The organism is Kitasatospora aureofaciens (genome assembly GCF_019192735.1).
GTDB classification, from domain to species: Bacteria; Actinomycetota; Actinomycetes; order Streptomycetales; family Streptomycetaceae; genus Kitasatospora; species Kitasatospora aureofaciens_A.
Window position 1 is genome coordinate 92,618 of record NZ_JAHTKP010000004.1, and the last position, 15,618, is coordinate 108,235.

Genomic DNA, 15,618 nt, shown 5'->3' on the forward strand with positions numbered 1-15,618 from the left:
AGGAGGAAGCACAGGTGGATCGCATTCGTGTGGTGATGGCCAAGCCCGGCCTCGACTCGCACTACCGCGGCATCATGGTGGTCAGCCGCCATCTGGTCCGGCACGGGATGGAGGTGGTCTATCTCGGCAACCAGCTGCCGGAGCAGATCGTGCAGACCGTGCTCGCCGAGGACGCCGACGTCCTGGGCCTGTCCAGCCTCTCCGGGAACCATCTCGCGCTGGTCCCGCCGGTGTTGCAGGGGCTGCGCGCGGTGGGAGCGGACGACGTGCCGGTGCTCCTGGGCGGGATCGTCCCGGCCGAGGACGCCGATCTGCTGCGCGCCCAGGGGGTGAGTGAGGTCTTCGGGCCGGGGACGGACCTGACCTCGATCGTGCGGATGATCCGCGAGCTCGTCGCGCGTCGTGAGGGCGCTCTCGCCGTCGTGCCGCTGCCCTAGGGGCCAGGGGTACGGAGGGTGAAACCGGCCGGCCGGGGCTCCCCCGGAGGGCCCTGGCCGGTCACCGGTTGTCGTCGACTGGCTGTCAGCCAATCATCGGGTCAAAAGCCCGACTGCGGCGTGCTGCTGAGGATGTCCCGCGTTGAGGATGTCCTGCTGGGCCCGCTGCATCTCCAGGCCGGGTTCGAGGCCCAGCTCGTCGCGGAGCCGGCGGCGGTAGCACTGGTACACGTCGAGCGCCTCGCCCTGCCGGGACGACCAGTGGAGTGCCGTCATCAGCCGGCTGTGGAACCACTCGTGCAGGGGGTGGGCCACCACGAGGGTCTTGAGCTCGGAGACCAGTTCCCGGTGCTGGCCGAGCTGGAGGTCCGCGTCGATCCGCATCTCCAGGGCGTTCATCCGCTCCTCCTCGAGGAAGGTCGCGTGGCTCTGCAGCACTGGCCCGCACACGACGCCGCCGAACACCGGCCCCTGCCACAGGTCGAGCGCCTCGCGGAGCACCGAGGACGCCTGGTGTGGGCGGTTCGTCTCCAGGGCGCGCCGCCCCTCCCGCACGAGGATTTGGAAGCGCACCAGGTCGAGGTGGTCGGGGTCGGCCGACAGGACGTAGCCGGAGGGCTCGGTCCGGGTCCGGATGATGCTCTCCCGGCTGCGAGCGTCGCTCCCGAACGACTTCCGGAGCTGATAGATGTACGTCTGCAGCGTGGCGGTCGCGCTGCTCGGGGGATTGTCCTGCCAGAGTTCTTCGGCCAGTGTCTCGGCCAGGACCAGCTTGTTCGCTCTCAGGAGCAGGGTGGCCAGCACTCTTCGGAGTTTCGGGGCACTGGGGGTGCGGTCGATTTCGCCATCCCGGGCGGCGAGCGTGCCGAGTACCGAATAATCCATTACTTCCCCTGGGTGAAGTGGTGAGGGTTGGTTTTCTCGGTCGTTCTCGGTGCTTCTCAGTGTTTCTGAGTGTTTCTGAGTGTTCTCGGCGGTTCTCGCGGTGCCGAGGAATTCGGGGGGAATTCGAGGGAATTACCTCAGGACCGGGACCGGATCGCCGTCCAGTCCAACTGGTGGCCCTCGACCCAGATCCGGGCCGCGGCCCGGAGGGCGGTCTCGCGGTCGGCCCGGCCGTGGTCGGGCCGGGCGGGCAGCAGAGCGACGGCCGCGCTGTGGCCGGCGGTCACGGCGGGGTGGCGCCGGGCCAGCGCGGTGAGGGCCTGGGACGGGCCGGCCTCCACCAGCAGGAGGTGATGATCGCCGAGCAGCCGGTCCAGCGCCGGGCCGAAGAGCACCGGCTCCGACATCTGCCGGGCCCAGAAGCGGGGACGGGTCGCTTCGTCGGGTCCGACCGGGGCGGCGGAGGCGGACGAGTAGACGGGCAGCACCGGAGGCCGCAGGTCGACGGCGGCGAAGGCCGGTTCGAAGAGGTCGGCGGCGGGCACCGCGTGCGGGGTGTGGAACGGCTGGCGGATCCGGGTGCGCCGGGCGACGAAGCCGGCCAGCCGTAGCTCGCGCTCCAGCGCGTCCAGGGCGGGTGCGGGAGCGCCGAGGGCGGTCTGCCGCGGCCCGTTGACCACGGCCACGCTCACCTCGCCGACCGCGAAGGGGGCGAGCTCCTGGGCCGAGGCCGCGACCGCCAGCAGGCCGCCGGCGACCACCGGCGCGTAGGTGTGCGAGCGGGCGGCCATCAGCCGGGCGCCGTCCGGCGGGCCGAGGACCCCGGCGACGGTCGCCGCCACCAGCTCGCCCACGCTGTGCCCGAGGACGGCGGCGGGCCGCACACCCCAGCCGATCAGCATCCGGGCGAGCGCGTGCCCCACCGCGTACAGCAGCGGCTGGCCGAGCTCGCCCTCGTCGATCCGGCGTTCCGGGTCCTCGGCCAGCCAGGCCTCGCGCAGCATCGGGCCGGTGGGGCCGATCGCGGCGAAGAAGTCGTCCATGGCCTCGGTGAAGGCCGTGAAGGCCGTGAGTGCTGGGAAGGCCGGAAGTGTTGGGAAGGCCGGGAGTGCTGGGAAGGCTGTCTCGTGGCCGTAGAGACCGACGCCCATCCGGGGGTGCTGGGACCCGTGGCCGGGGAAGAGCAGGGCGATCGGCCGGGGGCGCTGCCGGCGGGTGTCCCGCCGCAGGATCCGTCCCGACCGCAGCAGGTCGGCGGCCGCTGGACCGGAGGACGTCACCAGCGCTCCGCGCACCGCCCGGCGGTCGTCCGGGCCGCCGACGAGGCGTAACGCGGTCTCGTCGGCGATCTCGTCCAGGTCTTTCGGGCCGGCGAGCTCCAGCCGGTCGGCCAGCTCGGTCCGTGCTGCCTCCTCCGCCCGCTCGTCGGTTCCGGCCCAGGCGAGGATTCGAGGCTCTGCGAGGTCGGGCATCCGTGCTCCTTCGACGGTCGCTTGGCTCGGCAGATGACAATTCCATCGCTTAGTCGTGCATGTCCAGAGCTGAACGGGATATATCACCGAACGTTCGGCGGGTATTTCCGTGGAGGCTTCCGGGCCCGGCGTCGCCGGAATTATTACCCGTGGGTTTTCCCGGGCTCGTCGGGTATCGGCGGTACGCGGTCAGTGAAGACGCTTCACCAGTTCTTCCCAGAGTTGCATTTCCGCCCGGGTGAGTCGGCCGTCCCGCCACCGCCCGGACGCGCCGGCGGCGGCGTTCGGGAAGACCTGGCCCGGGTCGAACGGGCCGTACATGCTGCCTGTGGTGCGCAGGGCCCGGGCGAGCGCCCTGGCCGCCGCCGACAGGGCGCGCCGGGCCCGGCCTCTGCGGGCCAGTGGTGCCATGGGGGACTTCCCTTCGTCGGCAGGCGTCCCGGGCGGACGGGCCACGGGAACGGCATCCGGCACCGCGGACGGGGTGGGTCCGCGGTGCCGGCGGGGCGGGCGCTCGGTGACGGGGGCTCAGTACGCGGCCTGAACCGTGTACATCTCCCACGGGCGCGGCCGGGCGGGATCCTGGTACGGGCGCAGCGGCGCGGTCTGGTCCTTGTGGGCGGGCCCCTCGTCCCAGTGGTGGAAGGCGTCGAAGCTCTCCCACTCGCTCATCACCGCGAACGCGCCGTCCTCGATCAGCGAGCGGAGCAGCTCGTTGCCGAGCAGGCCCGGCGTGCCGGCCAGGGACTTGCTGATCAGGTGGTAGGCCTCCTCGACCTCGGATTCCGAACCTCTGTCAGGAACCTTGCAGAACAGCATGATCCTGACCCGGCCGGTGGTCACCGCTTCTCCAGGGCGTGGGTGACCGTCGTGGTCCACATCGCGCCGCCGGAACGGAAGGGGTGCAGGCGCTTGCGGTGCTCCAGGTGCTGGTCGCTCTGCTCGAAGAGCCGGAACCGCGGCTCGTCCACCCAGTCGCTGATGATGAAGTAGAGGCCGTCCTCCTCCTCGCTCTTCATCAGCCACTGGCCCAGGTTGGCGGGGTGGTCGGTCACCACGGAGCCGATCGCCAGCCAGGTGCGCTCGAAGTCCTGCTCCAGGTCGGGCTTGATCTCGGCGCGGAGCAGGACACGGAAGACCTTGGACGGTGCGGTCATGGCTCAGATGCCCCCGTCCACGTGGATGGTCTCGCCGGTCACGTACGCGGACAGGTCGCTGGCCAGGAAGAGCACCGCGCCGGCGATCTCGTCGGGCCTGCCGAGCCGGCCGAGCCCGGTCAGGCCCTGGTAGCGGGACCTGACCCGGGCCACCTCCTCCGGCGGCGCGGTCTCGAACTCCTCGGTCTCGATGACGCCGGGGGCGACCAGGTTGACCCGGATGCCCTGCGGCCCGAGCTCCTTCATGAGGGAGCGGGTCAGGCCGATCAGGCCGGCCTTGGACGCCGTGTAGTGGGCGCGCATCGGGATGCCGACCACCGCGGCGCGCGAGCCGACCGTGATAACCGAGGAGCCCGCCGAGAGCAGCGGGAGCGCCTTCTGGATCACCAGGAACGGAGCGGTGAGGTTGGTGTCCACGACCCGCCGCCACTCGTCCAACGGGAGCTCGGCGAAGGGGATGTGGCTGATGACGCCGGCGTTGTTGACCACCGCGTCCAGCGTCCCGAAGCGGTCCTTGGCGGCGGCGACCAGGCGGTCGACGTCCTCCGGCACGCTCACGTCCGCCTGGACGACGTGGTGGTCGCCCCCGATCCCGGTCAGCTCCTTCTGCAGGCTCTCCACCGCGGGACTCTCTGCGCGGTAGCAGGTGACGACCCGGGCGCCGGCCCGAGCCAGCGCCAGCACGACCCCGCGGCCGATTCCGCGGCTGCCGCCGGTGACGAGGACCTTCTTGCCGGTCAGATCTACGCTCATGAGGGTCTGGTGCCTCTTCTCTTGGTGTTCGGGTGGTTGTTGTTCAGGCGGATGTTCAGGCGGTTGGTGTTCAGGCGGTGCGACGGGACCGGACCGGCCGGCCCTCGATGACCGCCCACCGGCCGACGGCGGGCTCGTTCGCCAGGGCGAAGCCGGCCGCGGCCAGCAGGTCCTGCCACTCCGGGAGGGTGCGCTCCCGGCCGCCGAACCGGAGCATCATGTCGACGTCCAGGAACTTGCCCTGGTCCCAGTCGTTGGGTCCGGCCACCACGTGGTCGAAGACCAGCAGCCGGCCGTCGGTGCGGTCGCCGAGCGCGGTCCGCACACCGCGCAGGATGCGCACCGCATGGTCGTCGTCCCAGTCGTGCAGCACCTGCTTGACCAGGTAGGCGTCGCAGCCCGAGGGCAGCGGACGGAAGAAGTCGCCCCGGACGATCTCGACCCGGTCCGCGACGCCCTCCTCGGCCAGGTGACGCGGTGCGGCCGCGACCACGTGCGGCTGGTCGAGCAGCAGCCCGCGGGCCTTCGGCGCGGTGTTCAGCACGGCGCTGAGGAAGAAGCCGTGGCCGCCGCCGATGTCCGCGATCCGGGAGAAGCGGGTGAAGTCGTACTGCGAGGTGAACAGATGGGTGGTGGACCGGCTCATCTGGGTCATCGCGCGGTCGAACAGCGCACCGCTGCCCGCCTCCCGATCGGAGGTGTCCCGGTCGTCGGCGCCGTGGGTGAAGAACGGGCGCCCGAAGACGTGCTCGAAGGCGGGTTGACCGGTCCGTACGGTGTGCAGGAGCTCGCCGTACGGGCGGCGCACCGAGTCGGAGCCGTTGTAGAGCACGAGGTCGCGGACGCTGAACGGGATGTCGCTGCGCAGGCCGACGGTGAGCTCGTTCTCCGCGAAGCGCCGTGCGGCCTCCTCGGTCAGCAGGCCGAAGGCGGCGGCACAGCGCAGCACGCGGTACAGCGACTCCTGGTGGCAGCCGGTCTGCTCGGCCAGCTCGGTGATCGTCCGCGGGCCGTCGGCGAGCAGGTCGGCGATCCGCAGTTCGGCCACCACGTGGAGGACCTCGCTGATCCGCCGGCCGTTGGTCAGCAGGATCAGCCGGACCGGTGCGGGCAGGGATCTCGCATCGGGCGGGCCGCCGGTCACCGTGTCAACGCTCATGGGAAGTCCTCTGGTCTAGTCGGCGACTATTGGTGATGCTTCGTCAGTTCAGTTCAGTTCAGGAGAAGGCCGGTGTTCACGACGAGCACTGCGAGTGCGGCGAGCACCAGCGCCGTGCGCACCCGGTTCCAGGCGCTCCAGCGGACCCGGGGGTCCAGCTCCGCCCAGTTCGCCGGCAGCGCCTGCGGGTCCACGGTGGCGATCCACCGGTTGATCGGGACGTTCTTGAGGAGCGAGACCGCCATCGCGCCCACCAGCAGCAGCGCGCCGAGCCCGAAGAGCACCGCGTTCGAGGCGGGGTGGACCACGACGGCGAGCGCGATGTCGCAGAGCAGCGCGGCGACCATGCAGGCCGGCATGAACGGATCGAACCGCGTCACCATGAACTGGTGGGTGGCGATGTACCGTTCGGTCGGGAGCGAGAGCAGCAGCGGGGCGCCGCCGAGCACGGCGATCATCAGTCCGCCCGCCGCGAGCCCGTTGCCCAGCAGGGCGATCGGCAGGAGGATGCGCAGCGCGTCCATCTCAGCCGCGCTGCCAGGAGTAGAACGGCTGCGCCATCGCGTCCTTGGGTTCGGCCCAGTCCGGGTCGTACGGCCGCATGAACGCGGCCAGCCGGTCGTGGACGTCCTGGTACAGCGGGTGGCTGCGGGCCCGGTAGAGGTCCGGGGTGATGTCCGCGTCCGACTCGACGAGGTGGAAGTACAGGTCGTGGAAGCGGAACAGGGTGCGCCGGGTGGCGCCGATCAGATGCGGCAGCTCGGTCGCGTCCGAGTCGGCGAAGATCCGGGCGACCTTCGGCGCGTCCGCGGGGTCCATCCGCGCGACGATCAGCGTGCGGTCCGACTGGGGCATGCCGTCTCTCCTTCCATGGGGCGGCGAAGTGGATCGACGCCCCATGGTGACTAGCACCGCTCCGGGCCAACTGGAGGACCGCTGAAGATCTCTGATGGAACGTCAGATCTGCTCAGCCATCCTCGATCCCGAGTGGACCCGGGGCGGACATCATGCGGAGCCGGACCATCCCACCGACCGGGAGGCACAGGCATGGCATTCATCGCGATCAGTTACAGGGTTCGGCCGGGGCACGAGGAGGAGATCGCCGAGATCTTCGCCGAGGGGAACTTCCGGCGGGCCGACTCCGCGGAGTACCGGGACGAGCAGGGGCGGCGGGCCGGCCGCAACGTCTCGACCGGGCTCTTCATCGAAGGCGAACTCATGACCCGCGTCGTCCAGTTCGAGGGGGATCTGCGCCAGATCGGCCGGCACATGGGCGGGCAGCAGGGGGTGAAGGAGGCGGAGCGGAAGCTCTCTCCGTTCCTTCAGGTGCCCCGCGACACCGAGACCGTGGAGGGCTTCCAGCAGTACTTCCAGAACGCGCTGATGACCTGCGTCTTCCAGGAGTTCCGCGAGGAGCGGTCGGCGCAGCTGGCGGCCTGGGCCCACCGGATCCAGCCGGGCGCCGAGGACGGGATCTGCGAGGTCTTCGAGCGGGTGCAGGGCGAGGTGCTGAGCAAGCCGGCCGAGGGCGGGGACCCGCTGATCGCCTCGGCAGCCTTCATCAAGGACGACTACCTCGTCTGGGCCGTCCAGTACGACGGCGAGTTCGACGGCCTGGCCCGCCGGCTGGTGGACAGCGGGCTGGCCCCGCGCACGGAGGACGGGCTGCGCCCGTTCCTCGCCGGGGGCCGGGACGCCGCCGGACCGGAACGCTTCGGCGCGGCGGCCATGCGGCGTCTGCAGATGCTCTCGGCGGGCGTCCCGGGGGAGCACTGAGCACGCCCTGTCTCCTTGCCCGGGTGCCGGCGGACCGGCCGACCCTCCGACCGGTCCGCCGGCACCCGGCTCGTCACCGCGTTCGTGACCTCGTTCGGGACCCGGTCCGGCCGGCTGCTCCCCGGCGTGGGCGGCCACCGACGAGGATCGCCACCAGCCCCACCACGATCAGCAGCCGGGCCGGGCCCGAGCCCAGCCAGCCGGCGCCGAACAGGATGCCGCCGCAGGCCCAGAGCCCGATCGAGTAGGCCAGCGCCCGGATGCCGTGCCGCCCCCCGACCCGGCGGGCGACGTCGGCCCGCCGCGCCGCCCACCGCGTGGGCTCGCCGGGCTCCGCCGTCGGCAGGTCCGCGGTGACCTGTAGCAGCGCCTCCCTGGTCTCCGCCGCGAAGGTGTCGTCCAGGCGTGTCTCCAACTCGGCCTTGGTCATCCGGTTCTGGCTGAACTGCTCGCACAACTGGGCGGCCACCGCTTCGCGTTCGGCCTCGGGGATCCAGTTGCGGCGGGATCCGGTCCTCATGGTCCCTCGCTCTCTCCGTCTGTTCGGGGCACGTCGGTTCACCCTGTTCGGGGCACGTCGGTTCACCGCACGCCGTCGGTTCACCGCACGCCGTCGGTTCAGCGCACGCTGTCGGGCTCGGCCGCGGCCCCGGCCCTCGCCTCGGCTCCGGCGCGGGAGCCGGGGATCCGGCCCGCGGTCGGCGAACTCGGCCACCACAGCCGCGGGCCGACGTCCAGCGAGAGCGCCGGCACCAGCAGGGTGCGCACCACGAGGGTGTCCAGCAGCACGCCCACGGCGACCAGCACGCCCAGCTGCAGCATGCTCACCGCCGGCAGGACACCGAGCACCGAGAACGTTGCGGCCAGGACGAGACCGGCGCTGGTGATGACCCCTCCGGTCACCCCGAGGGCGCGCACCACGCCGGCCGCGTGGCCGATGCGCCCGGCCTCCTCGCGGGCCCTGGTCATCATGAAGATCGTGTAGTCGACCCCCAGCGCGACCAGGAAGAGGAAGCCCATCAGCGGCAGCGACTCGTCCGAGCGCGGGTGGCCCAGGGCCCGGAAGAGCAGGACGGAGGCGCCGAGTGCCGCGCCGAAGGACAGCACCACGCTCGCCAGCAGCAGCACCGGCGCCACCAGGGCCCGCAGCAGCACCATCAGGACCAGCAGCACCACGGCCAGCACCAACGGCATCACCAGCCGCTCGTCGTGCGTGGTGGTGTCGGCGACGTCCAGGCTCTGGGCCGTGCTGCCCCCGATCAGTGCCCCGGCGTCCGCCCGGTCGTGCACGGCGGTGCGGATCCGTCCGACAGTCGCCTCGGCGGCCTTGCTCGTGGGTGTGTCGGTGAGCAGCACCTGGACGTGCATCCAGTCGCCGGAGGTCTGCACGGCCGAGAGCGAGGCCACCCCGGGCAGGCCCTGCACCGAGGCCGTCACCCGGTCGGCCTGCGCGGCGCCGGCATAGATGTCCAGCGGTGCCGCGGAGCCGGCCGGGTAGTGCGCGGCGAGGACGGCCTGGCCGGTCACCGACTCGGGCTTGTCGGTGAACACGTCGTTCTGGGAGAGCCCGGTGTGCAGGCCGAGCGCACCGATCGCGCAGGCGGCCAGGGCCAGCGCGCTGACCAGCCAGATCGGGCGGGGCCGGCGCGCAACTCCGCTGCCGATCCGGCCCCAGAGCCCGGACTCGGGCTCGGCCGCGCCGGTCCACACCGGGCGCGGCACGAACGGCCAGAAGAGCCAGCGGCCCAGGATCACCAGCAGCGCGGGAAGCAGCGTGGTGATCGAGACGAGCGCCACCACGATGCCGACCGCCGCCACCGGGCCGAGACCGCGGGTGGAGTTCATCTGCGCCGCCAGCAGGCAGAGCAGACCCAGCGTCACGGTGGTCGCGGAGGCGACGACGGCCGGCAGCGAACGCCGCAGCGCGATCCGCATCGCCTCGTGCCGGTCCGCCTGGCGGCGCAGCTCCTCGCGGTAGCGGGCGATCAGCAGCAGGGCGTAGTCGGTGCCCGCGCCGAAGACCAGCACGGTCAGGACGCTGGTGCTCTGGCCGTTGACCACCAGGCCCGCGTGCTGGACCAGCAGGTAGACCACGGCGTTGGCCAGCGAGGCGCTGATGCCCACGGAGATCAGCGGCAGCAGCCAGAGCAGCGGGCTCCGGTAGGTGAGGATCAGCAGGATCGCGACCACCGCCACCGTGGCGAGCAGCAGTGTGCCGTCCACTCCGCCGTACACCGCGGCCTGGTCGGCGGCCGCGCCGGCCGGACCGGTCACCTGGACGTCCAGTCCGGCCGGGGCGGCCGCGTGGGCGTCGTGGCGGATCGTCTTGACGTTGTCGACCAGTTTGGTGAACCCGTCGTCGCCCTGCAGGGTGAGCGGGACGGTCAGCAGTACCGCCCGGTGGTCGTCGGCCACGGCGAGCGGCGGCAGCGCTCCGCCGAACCGGGCGAAGGCGGCCCGGTCCTGCTCGGCCTTGGCGGTGTCCTGGTCGGTGATCCCCGCGGGGCGGGAGTAGACGACGGTGGCCGGCAGCGTGTCGCCGATCCCGAACCGGTCGCGGCCGATCTGGAGGGCCTTGGTCGACTCCGCGTTCTTGGGCAGCCAGGCCGTGATGTCGTTGCTCTGGGCGCCGATCAGCTTGGCGCCGAGCGGCCCGGCCGCGCCGGCCAGCAGCAGCCAGAGCACCAGGACCACCCACTTGGAGCGGTTGCCGGCCGGGAGCAGGGCCAGTTTCTTCAGGAGTGTCATGGCGGTTCTCCTCAGCTGCTCTGCGGGGCGGGGCGTGCGGTGGCGTTCGGGGTCTCCGGCGGCTCCTCGGCGCCCCAGCCGCGCTGTTCGAGCGTGATGTCCTTGAGGAAGACCGACGCGACCAGCCCGGCGACCAGGACGAAGCCGGCGATCAGGAAGACCGGGCTGAGCGCGTGCGCGTACGCCTGCGCCAGGCCGTGCCGGACATCGTCGGGCAGTTGCCGCAGCGCCTGGGGGGAGGTCCCGCCGCTGCCGATCAGGCCGCGGGCGGCTTCCCCGGGCACGTACTTCGGGATCTCCCGGGTCAGCCGATCGGTGAGCACGGTCGCGAAGATCGAGACGCCGAAGGAGGTGCCGAGCATGCGGCTGAAGGTGACGGTCGAGGTGGCCGCGCCCATGTCCGCGGGGGGCGCGGCGTTCTGCACCGCCACCACGACCACCTGCTGGGACAGCCCCGCCCCGACACCGAGCAGGAACATGTAGAGCCCGGAGAGGAATCGGCTGGTGTCGGCGGTCATGGTCGACATGAGGAAGGCCGCGATGCCGGAGACGAGCATGCTGGCCACCGGATACCACTTGTAGCGGCCGGACTTGGCGACCGCGCCGCCGACGCCGAACGAGGCGAGCATCAGCCCCAGCATCATCGGGAGCAGCAGCAGACCGGAGTTGGTGGCGCTGGCGCCGGCGGAGATCTGCAGGTAGAGCGGCAGGAAGAAGACCAGGCCGAAGCCGGTCAGCCCGCCGACGAAGGCCACCACGTTGCAGATGTCGAAGGTCGAGTCGCGGAACAGGCCGAGCGGGATCACCGGTTCGGCGGCGGAGCGCTCCACCACCAGCCAGCCCGCCAGCAGCACCACGCCGCCCACCGCCAGCCCGACAATCACGGCCGAGCCCCAGGCGTACTTGGCGCCGGCCCAGTTGCTGAGCAGGACGAAGGAGACGAGCGCGCCGGAGAGCAGCAGCATGCCGAGGTAGTCGATCGTGGGCCGCTCCGGGCGCCGGGCGCTGCGCAGGTAGAGGGCGACCAGGGTGAGGGCGATCGCACCGATCGGCAGGTTGACGTAGAAGACCCAGCGCCAGGTGACGTGGTCGGCGAAGAACCCGCCCGCGATCGGCCCGCCGACCGCGGAGAGCGCGAAGACGCCGGCCGAGTAGCCCTGGTACTTCGCCCGCTCGCGGGGACCGAACAGGTCCCCGGTGAGCGCGAACATGGCGGCCATCACGCCGCCGGCGCCGACGCCCTGCAGGACGCGAAAGGCGATCAGCTGGCCCATCGTCTGCGCGGCCCCGCAGGCGGCGGAGCCGGCGAGGAAGACGACGGTGGCGACGACGAAGACCTGCTTGCGGCCCAGCAGGTCGCCGAGCTTGCCGGCCAGCGGCATCACGGCGCTGGAGGCGAGGATGTAGGCCGCGCTCACCCAGCCGATGCTGCTCAGGCCGCCCAGGTCGCCGACGACGGTGGGCAGCGCGGTGGCCACGATCGAGGAGTCCAGGGTGGCCATCAGCATCGCGAAGAGCAGGCCGAAGTAGACGAGCATCACGTGGCGGTGGGGCATGGCGCCCTGGTCCTGCGGGGCGTCGGCGGCTCTGGTGGTCCGGGGCTCGGTTGGCGTGGGCTCGGTTGGCGTGGCCTTGGCTGGCGTGGGCTCGGTTGGCATGGGCAACCCCTATGCTCTTAGCATCTATGTGACTTATGAACATCGATGCCAGAAGAAAGTATGTGCGTTGAGCATAGATCTGCCTTGTGCACGTGTCAACGCGTATATTGGGCCCATGACCAGAGCCGCCGAGACGCCCGCCAGCCCCCGCCCCTCGGGATCCCGCGCGTCGGATTCCCCTGAGTCGGATCCCGCGCTGACCGCCATCGAGCGGGCGATGGTCCGGATCCGCCGCAACCAGACCAGGCGGTCCCTGGGCAAGTACGTCACGGAGCGGCTCGGCCGGGACGTCGACCTCTCGCACACCGTGGTGGTCGACGCCGTGGAGGAGGAGTCGGACCACCCCGGCCAGGAGGTCACCGTCGGCCTCGTCGCCGAGCGCCTCGCCGTCGACCCCTCCCGCGCCAGCCGCCTGGTCGCGGCGAGCGTGGAGGCGGGCTACGTCCGCCGGGTCGCCTCCCAGGCCGACAGCCGGCGCATCTGCCTGGAGCTGACCGACGACGGCCGCGAGCTCGCCGCCCTCTCGCACCGGGTGCGCCGGGAGTACTTCGGCACCATCACGGACGGCTGGAGCGAGCAGGAACGTTCCGACTTCGCACGGCTGTTGACCAAGTTCGCGGGCATCCCCGAGGCGGAGTAGGGCCCTTTGGGCAACGCACGCGAACGGGCCCGGACGCGTCGGGGGAAACGCGTCCGGACCCGGGTCGGAAGCGGACGGGTCAGTGCCTCGTCCGGACCGGGACCTCCTCGATGCGGGAGACGCCGGTGCTGCCGTCGAGGCGGTGCCATTCCTCGTGCAGGCGGATGCGGCCGTCGGGGAGGTGCTCCGGCTTGCTGGTGCACGCGCCCGCGACGACGCTGCCGTCGCTGAGGACCTGGCAGTAGGCGAGTTGCAGCGTCCCGTCGAGGGCGCAGGTGCCGACCAGGCGGCCGGTGAGGACCTTCCCGCCGTGGAACTCGGCCCAGACGAGGTCGCCGAGCTGGTGGTAGTGGCCGATCGGGGAATCGCCGGCGGCTGCGGTCTCCGGCGCGGACGAGGAGAAGAAGCGGTTGTTGTAGTCGATGCGGGGCTCGGCCACCGGTCTCACTCTCCTGCCGAGGGGTCGACTGCCGCCGGGTCGATTGCTGCCGGGTCGATTGCCGCCGGGTCGATGGAGTAGGTCGAGCGGAAGACGTTGTCCGGGTCCAACCGCCGCTTCAGCGCGGCGAGTCGGCGGTATCCCCGTTCCCCGTAGGTCCGCACGGCGCGCGCGGTCCCGGCGCGGTCCGTCCCCGCGTCCGAGACGTAGTTGACGTAGCCGTCGCCGAACACCCCCCACGGCTCGGCGGCCCGGGCGACCGACCTGGCCCAGGCGATCTGCTCCTCGTCGGCGGCGGCCGGCTCCCAGATCGCCATTCCCGTGACGTTGAACCGCGCCGTGCGCCAGCCCACCGCGGACGGTCGCTCGGCCTCCCGCCGCACCGCGCCCCCGAAGGCCTCCAGGTAGACGGTGTCGTTGAACTCGCCGCGCCGGCGGCCGGCCTGGAACCGCTCGACCAGCGCGGCGATCAGCTCGTCCGGAAGCTCGTCGGTGCAGCGGGCGCTCCAGTAGTGCCGCAGGCCGTACGGCAGCCGGCCGAGCAGCTGTTGCATCGACAGGTACGGGCGCTCCTCGACCTGCCAGTCCAGCACCTCCAGGCTGCGCAACTGCTTGTCGAGCAGGCCGGGACAGGTGGGGTCGGTGCCGCTGTAGCAGACGCTCAGGACCGCCGCCGGATCCTGCGCGCGCCCGTACCGCTCCAGCAGCAGGATGCAGACCAGCTCGTCGGGGCCCTCGCTGCCGAGCCGGCGGAACAGCTCGACCGCCCGGGTCATCTCGTGCGCGGGGTAGGCGACCGTGCCGCCGTACACGGTGGTCACCGGGTGCAGCCGGAAGACGAACTCGTCGACGATGCCGAAGTCGTGCCCGGCGCCGCGCAGGGCCCAGTCCAGCTCGGGTTCGGTCTCCGCGTCGACGGCCAGCCGGTCGCCGTCCGCGGTGACCAGCGAGTACGTCAGGACGTTGTCGCAGGAGAGCCCGTACCGGCCCATCAGGTGCCCGATCCCGCCGCCGAGGGTCAGGCCGCCGACGCCCGTGGTGTCGAAGGTGCCGCCGGTGACGGCGAGGCCGTGCCGGGATGCCGAGGCGTCGAACTGGGCCCAGTTCGCGCCGCCCTGCACCCGGGCGGTGCGGCGGTGCGGGTCGATCCGCACCCGGTCGAGCAGCCGCAGGTCGAGCACCACGCCGTCGTCGACGCCGGCGGTGCCGGCGATGTTGTGCCCGGCGCCGCGGACCGCGAGCGGCAGCCCGGACTCCCGGGCGAGCGGCACGACGCGGCGCAGCTCCTCGCGGTCGGACGGCAGCACGATCAGGCGGGGGCGGCGGTCGTGCATGCCGTTGAAGAGCAGCCGGGTGGCGTCGTAGCGGGGGTGCTCCCGGGCGATCACCCGGTCGGGGCAGACGGCCTCAAGGGCCCGGCGCAGCGCGGTGGTCAAGACAGCTCCATCAGGTCGTCGTGGTAGCCCGGCACCTGCAGGCCGCGGGCGGCCCGGCGGCTGGCGGCCAGGGCGCATTTCGCCGCGCCGCCGCTGCCGCCCGTGAAGGTGTGGACGGCCGGGTCGGTGGTGGCGCGCAGCTCCAGCAGGCCGGAGGCGCTGTACGTGTCGGCGGCCACCACCGTGCGCCGCGGCCGGCCCAGCCGCAGCCCGGGGAGCCGGAGCCGGGAGAGCACCTCGGCCTCGTGGAGCAACTCCGGTACGGGGCACAGTTGTTCGGCGTCCTCGTCCCAGTGGTCGGTGGGGACGCCGAGCAGCATCCCGCCCTCGCCGTGCGGGCGGCCGTACAGGCCGGTGGTCTCGTCGACGAAGCACGGCGGCCGGTGCCCGGTGGCCCGGTGGACGGTGTACTGGATGAGCTTGCCGCGCAGCCGGGCCGGCTCGCGGTGGTCGAGGCCGCTGCAGTAAAGGAGCGGTCCGGTCTGCCGGCCGGTGGCCAGCACGGCGTGGTCGCAGGAGAGCGTGTGGCCGGGCAGCTGAACGGCACCGGGGCCGACCGACAGGGCCGGGCCGGGGACGGTCCGGCCGCCGCGGCGCAGGAAGTCGCGGAGGAGGCCGTAGCGCAGGTCGTCCGGGCTGAGGTACCCGGCGTGCCGCTCGGCGAGGTAGTGCGCGTCCGGCGGGCCGTCGATCCCGTACCGCTCGGCGGCCGTGGCAGGGTCCACCAGCGCGGCCGAGCCGGGCAGTTGGTTCTCCAGCAGGTCCAGCAGGGCGGTCGGCGGGGGCTCGCCGGTGACGTACAGCGAGCCGGTCTCGCGGTAGCCGGCGAGGCGTGCGAGCGCCGGGTCGGCGCGCAGTTCGGCCAGGCTCTCGGCGGCCAGCCGGCAGGCGGCCGGGTCGGTCTCGAAGCCGCGGAGCAGGCCGCCGGAGGCCGCGGTCGCCTCGCCGGGCGGCGTCGGGGCGGTGACCAGGCACACGTCGGCACCCGGTGCGCCGCGCCGCAGCCGCCAGGCGAGCAGCGTGCCGGCCAGGCCCGCGCCGATGATGCAGATCCGCAC

At 72.2% G+C, this 15,618-nt stretch carries 18 protein-coding genes; 3 read left to right on the forward strand and 15 right to left on the reverse strand.

Annotated elements, in window-relative coordinates; all coding sequences use genetic code 11:
• Window positions 1–14: 14 nt before the first annotated feature.
• The gene (locus tag KV557_RS06075) at window positions 15–437 is read left to right on the forward strand and encodes a cobalamin B12-binding domain-containing protein (RefSeq protein WP_308129783.1); all 423 of its coding nucleotides are present in this window, start codon (window positions 15–17) and stop codon (window positions 435–437) included.
• Between the two features lie 93 nt (window positions 438–530).
• Here KV557_RS06075 and KV557_RS06080 read toward each other — a convergent pair whose 3' ends face one another.
• From KV557_RS06080 to KV557_RS06120, 9 genes are all read right to left on the reverse strand, one after another.
• Window positions 531–1,322 carry an AfsR/SARP family transcriptional regulator gene (locus KV557_RS06080; protein ID WP_218198689.1) on the reverse strand — a complete coding sequence of 264 codons (792 nt, stop codon included), beginning with the start codon at window positions 1,320–1,322 and terminating at the stop codon, window positions 531–533.
• A gap of 137 nt (window positions 1,323–1,459) precedes the next feature.
• On the reverse strand, window positions 1,460–2,794 hold the full coding sequence (locus KV557_RS06085) for an acyltransferase domain-containing protein (protein WP_218198690.1): 1,335 nt from the start codon (window positions 2,792–2,794) through the stop codon (window positions 1,460–1,462).
• 189 nt (window positions 2,795–2,983) lie between these two features.
• Window positions 2,984–3,205: a hypothetical protein gene (locus KV557_RS06090; protein ID WP_218198691.1), complete on the reverse strand. Its 222-nt coding sequence runs from the start codon at window positions 3,203–3,205 to the stop codon at window positions 2,984–2,986.
• Window positions 3,206–3,322: 117 nt separating this feature from the next.
• Window positions 3,323–3,637, reverse strand: coding sequence for an antibiotic biosynthesis monooxygenase family protein (locus KV557_RS06095; RefSeq protein ID WP_308129784.1), 315 nt, complete (start codon window positions 3,635–3,637; stop codon window positions 3,323–3,325).
• Window positions 3,634–3,951: an antibiotic biosynthesis monooxygenase family protein gene (locus tag KV557_RS06100; protein ID WP_218198692.1), complete on the reverse strand. Its 318-nt coding sequence runs from the start codon at window positions 3,949–3,951 to the stop codon at window positions 3,634–3,636. Before KV557_RS06100 ends, KV557_RS06095 begins: the two co-directional genes overlap by 4 nt.
• A gap of 3 nt (window positions 3,952–3,954) precedes the next feature.
• Window positions 3,955–4,704 carry an SDR family NAD(P)-dependent oxidoreductase gene (locus tag KV557_RS06105; RefSeq protein ID WP_218198693.1) on the reverse strand — a complete coding sequence of 250 codons (750 nt, stop codon included), beginning with the start codon at window positions 4,702–4,704 and terminating at the stop codon, window positions 3,955–3,957.
• Window positions 4,705–4,774: 70 nt separating this feature from the next.
• The gene (locus tag KV557_RS06110; protein WP_218198694.1) at window positions 4,775–5,863 is read right to left on the reverse strand and encodes a methyltransferase; all 1,089 of its coding nucleotides are present in this window, start codon (window positions 5,861–5,863) and stop codon (window positions 4,775–4,777) included.
• A 53-nt stretch (window positions 5,864–5,916) separates the two neighbouring features.
• Window positions 5,917–6,387: a DUF1772 domain-containing protein gene (locus KV557_RS06115; protein WP_218198695.1), complete on the reverse strand. Its 471-nt coding sequence runs from the start codon at window positions 6,385–6,387 to the stop codon at window positions 5,917–5,919.
• Between the two features lies 1 nt (window position 6,388).
• Complete coding sequence (locus KV557_RS06120; RefSeq protein ID WP_218198696.1) at window positions 6,389–6,718, reverse strand: TcmI family type II polyketide cyclase; 330 nt, start codon at window positions 6,716–6,718, stop codon at window positions 6,389–6,391.
• 192 nt (window positions 6,719–6,910) lie between these two features.
• Here KV557_RS06120 and KV557_RS06125 point away from each other — a divergent pair, with 192 nt between their 5' ends.
• Window positions 6,911–7,639, forward strand: coding sequence for a SchA/CurD-like domain-containing protein (locus tag KV557_RS06125; protein ID WP_218198697.1), 729 nt, complete (start codon window positions 6,911–6,913; stop codon window positions 7,637–7,639).
• A gap of 73 nt (window positions 7,640–7,712) precedes the next feature.
• On the opposite strand, the gene KV557_RS06130 is transcribed toward KV557_RS06125, so the two are convergent.
• The 3 genes from KV557_RS06130 to KV557_RS06140 form a co-directional block, all read right to left on the reverse strand.
• Window positions 7,713–8,159 (reverse strand): DUF1707 SHOCT-like domain-containing protein, encoded by a 447-nt coding sequence (locus KV557_RS06130; protein WP_218198698.1) that lies wholly within the window; start codon window positions 8,157–8,159, stop codon window positions 7,713–7,715.
• A 98-nt stretch (window positions 8,160–8,257) separates the two neighbouring features.
• The gene (locus KV557_RS06135) at window positions 8,258–10,387 is read right to left on the reverse strand and encodes an MMPL family transporter (RefSeq protein WP_218198699.1); all 2,130 of its coding nucleotides are present in this window, start codon (window positions 10,385–10,387) and stop codon (window positions 8,258–8,260) included.
• A gap of 11 nt (window positions 10,388–10,398) precedes the next feature.
• Window positions 10,399–12,045 (reverse strand): MDR family MFS transporter, encoded by a 1,647-nt coding sequence (locus KV557_RS06140; protein ID WP_218198700.1) that lies wholly within the window; start codon window positions 12,043–12,045, stop codon window positions 10,399–10,401.
• Window positions 12,046–12,160: 115 nt separating this feature from the next.
• On the opposite strand from KV557_RS06140, the gene KV557_RS06145 reads away from it, so the two are divergent.
• Entirely contained in the window at window positions 12,161–12,685 is a 525-nt protein-coding gene (locus tag KV557_RS06145; RefSeq protein WP_218198701.1) for a MarR family winged helix-turn-helix transcriptional regulator, read from the forward strand.
• Window positions 12,686–12,764: 79 nt separating this feature from the next.
• On the opposite strand, the gene KV557_RS06150 is transcribed toward KV557_RS06145, so the two are convergent.
• From KV557_RS06150 to KV557_RS06160, 3 genes are read right to left on the reverse strand one after another with little or no spacing between them, the layout of a single operon-like run.
• Window positions 12,765–13,124: a hypothetical protein gene (locus tag KV557_RS06150; protein WP_256177004.1), complete on the reverse strand. Its 360-nt coding sequence runs from the start codon at window positions 13,122–13,124 to the stop codon at window positions 12,765–12,767.
• A 5-nt stretch (window positions 13,125–13,129) separates the two neighbouring features.
• The gene (locus KV557_RS06155) at window positions 13,130–14,560 is read right to left on the reverse strand and encodes an FAD-binding oxidoreductase (protein ID WP_218198702.1); all 1,431 of its coding nucleotides are present in this window, start codon (window positions 14,558–14,560) and stop codon (window positions 13,130–13,132) included.
• Complete coding sequence (locus tag KV557_RS06160) at window positions 14,557–15,618, reverse strand: NAD(P)/FAD-dependent oxidoreductase (RefSeq protein ID WP_218198703.1); 1,062 nt, start codon at window positions 15,616–15,618, stop codon at window positions 14,557–14,559. Before KV557_RS06160 ends, KV557_RS06155 begins: the two co-directional genes overlap by 4 nt.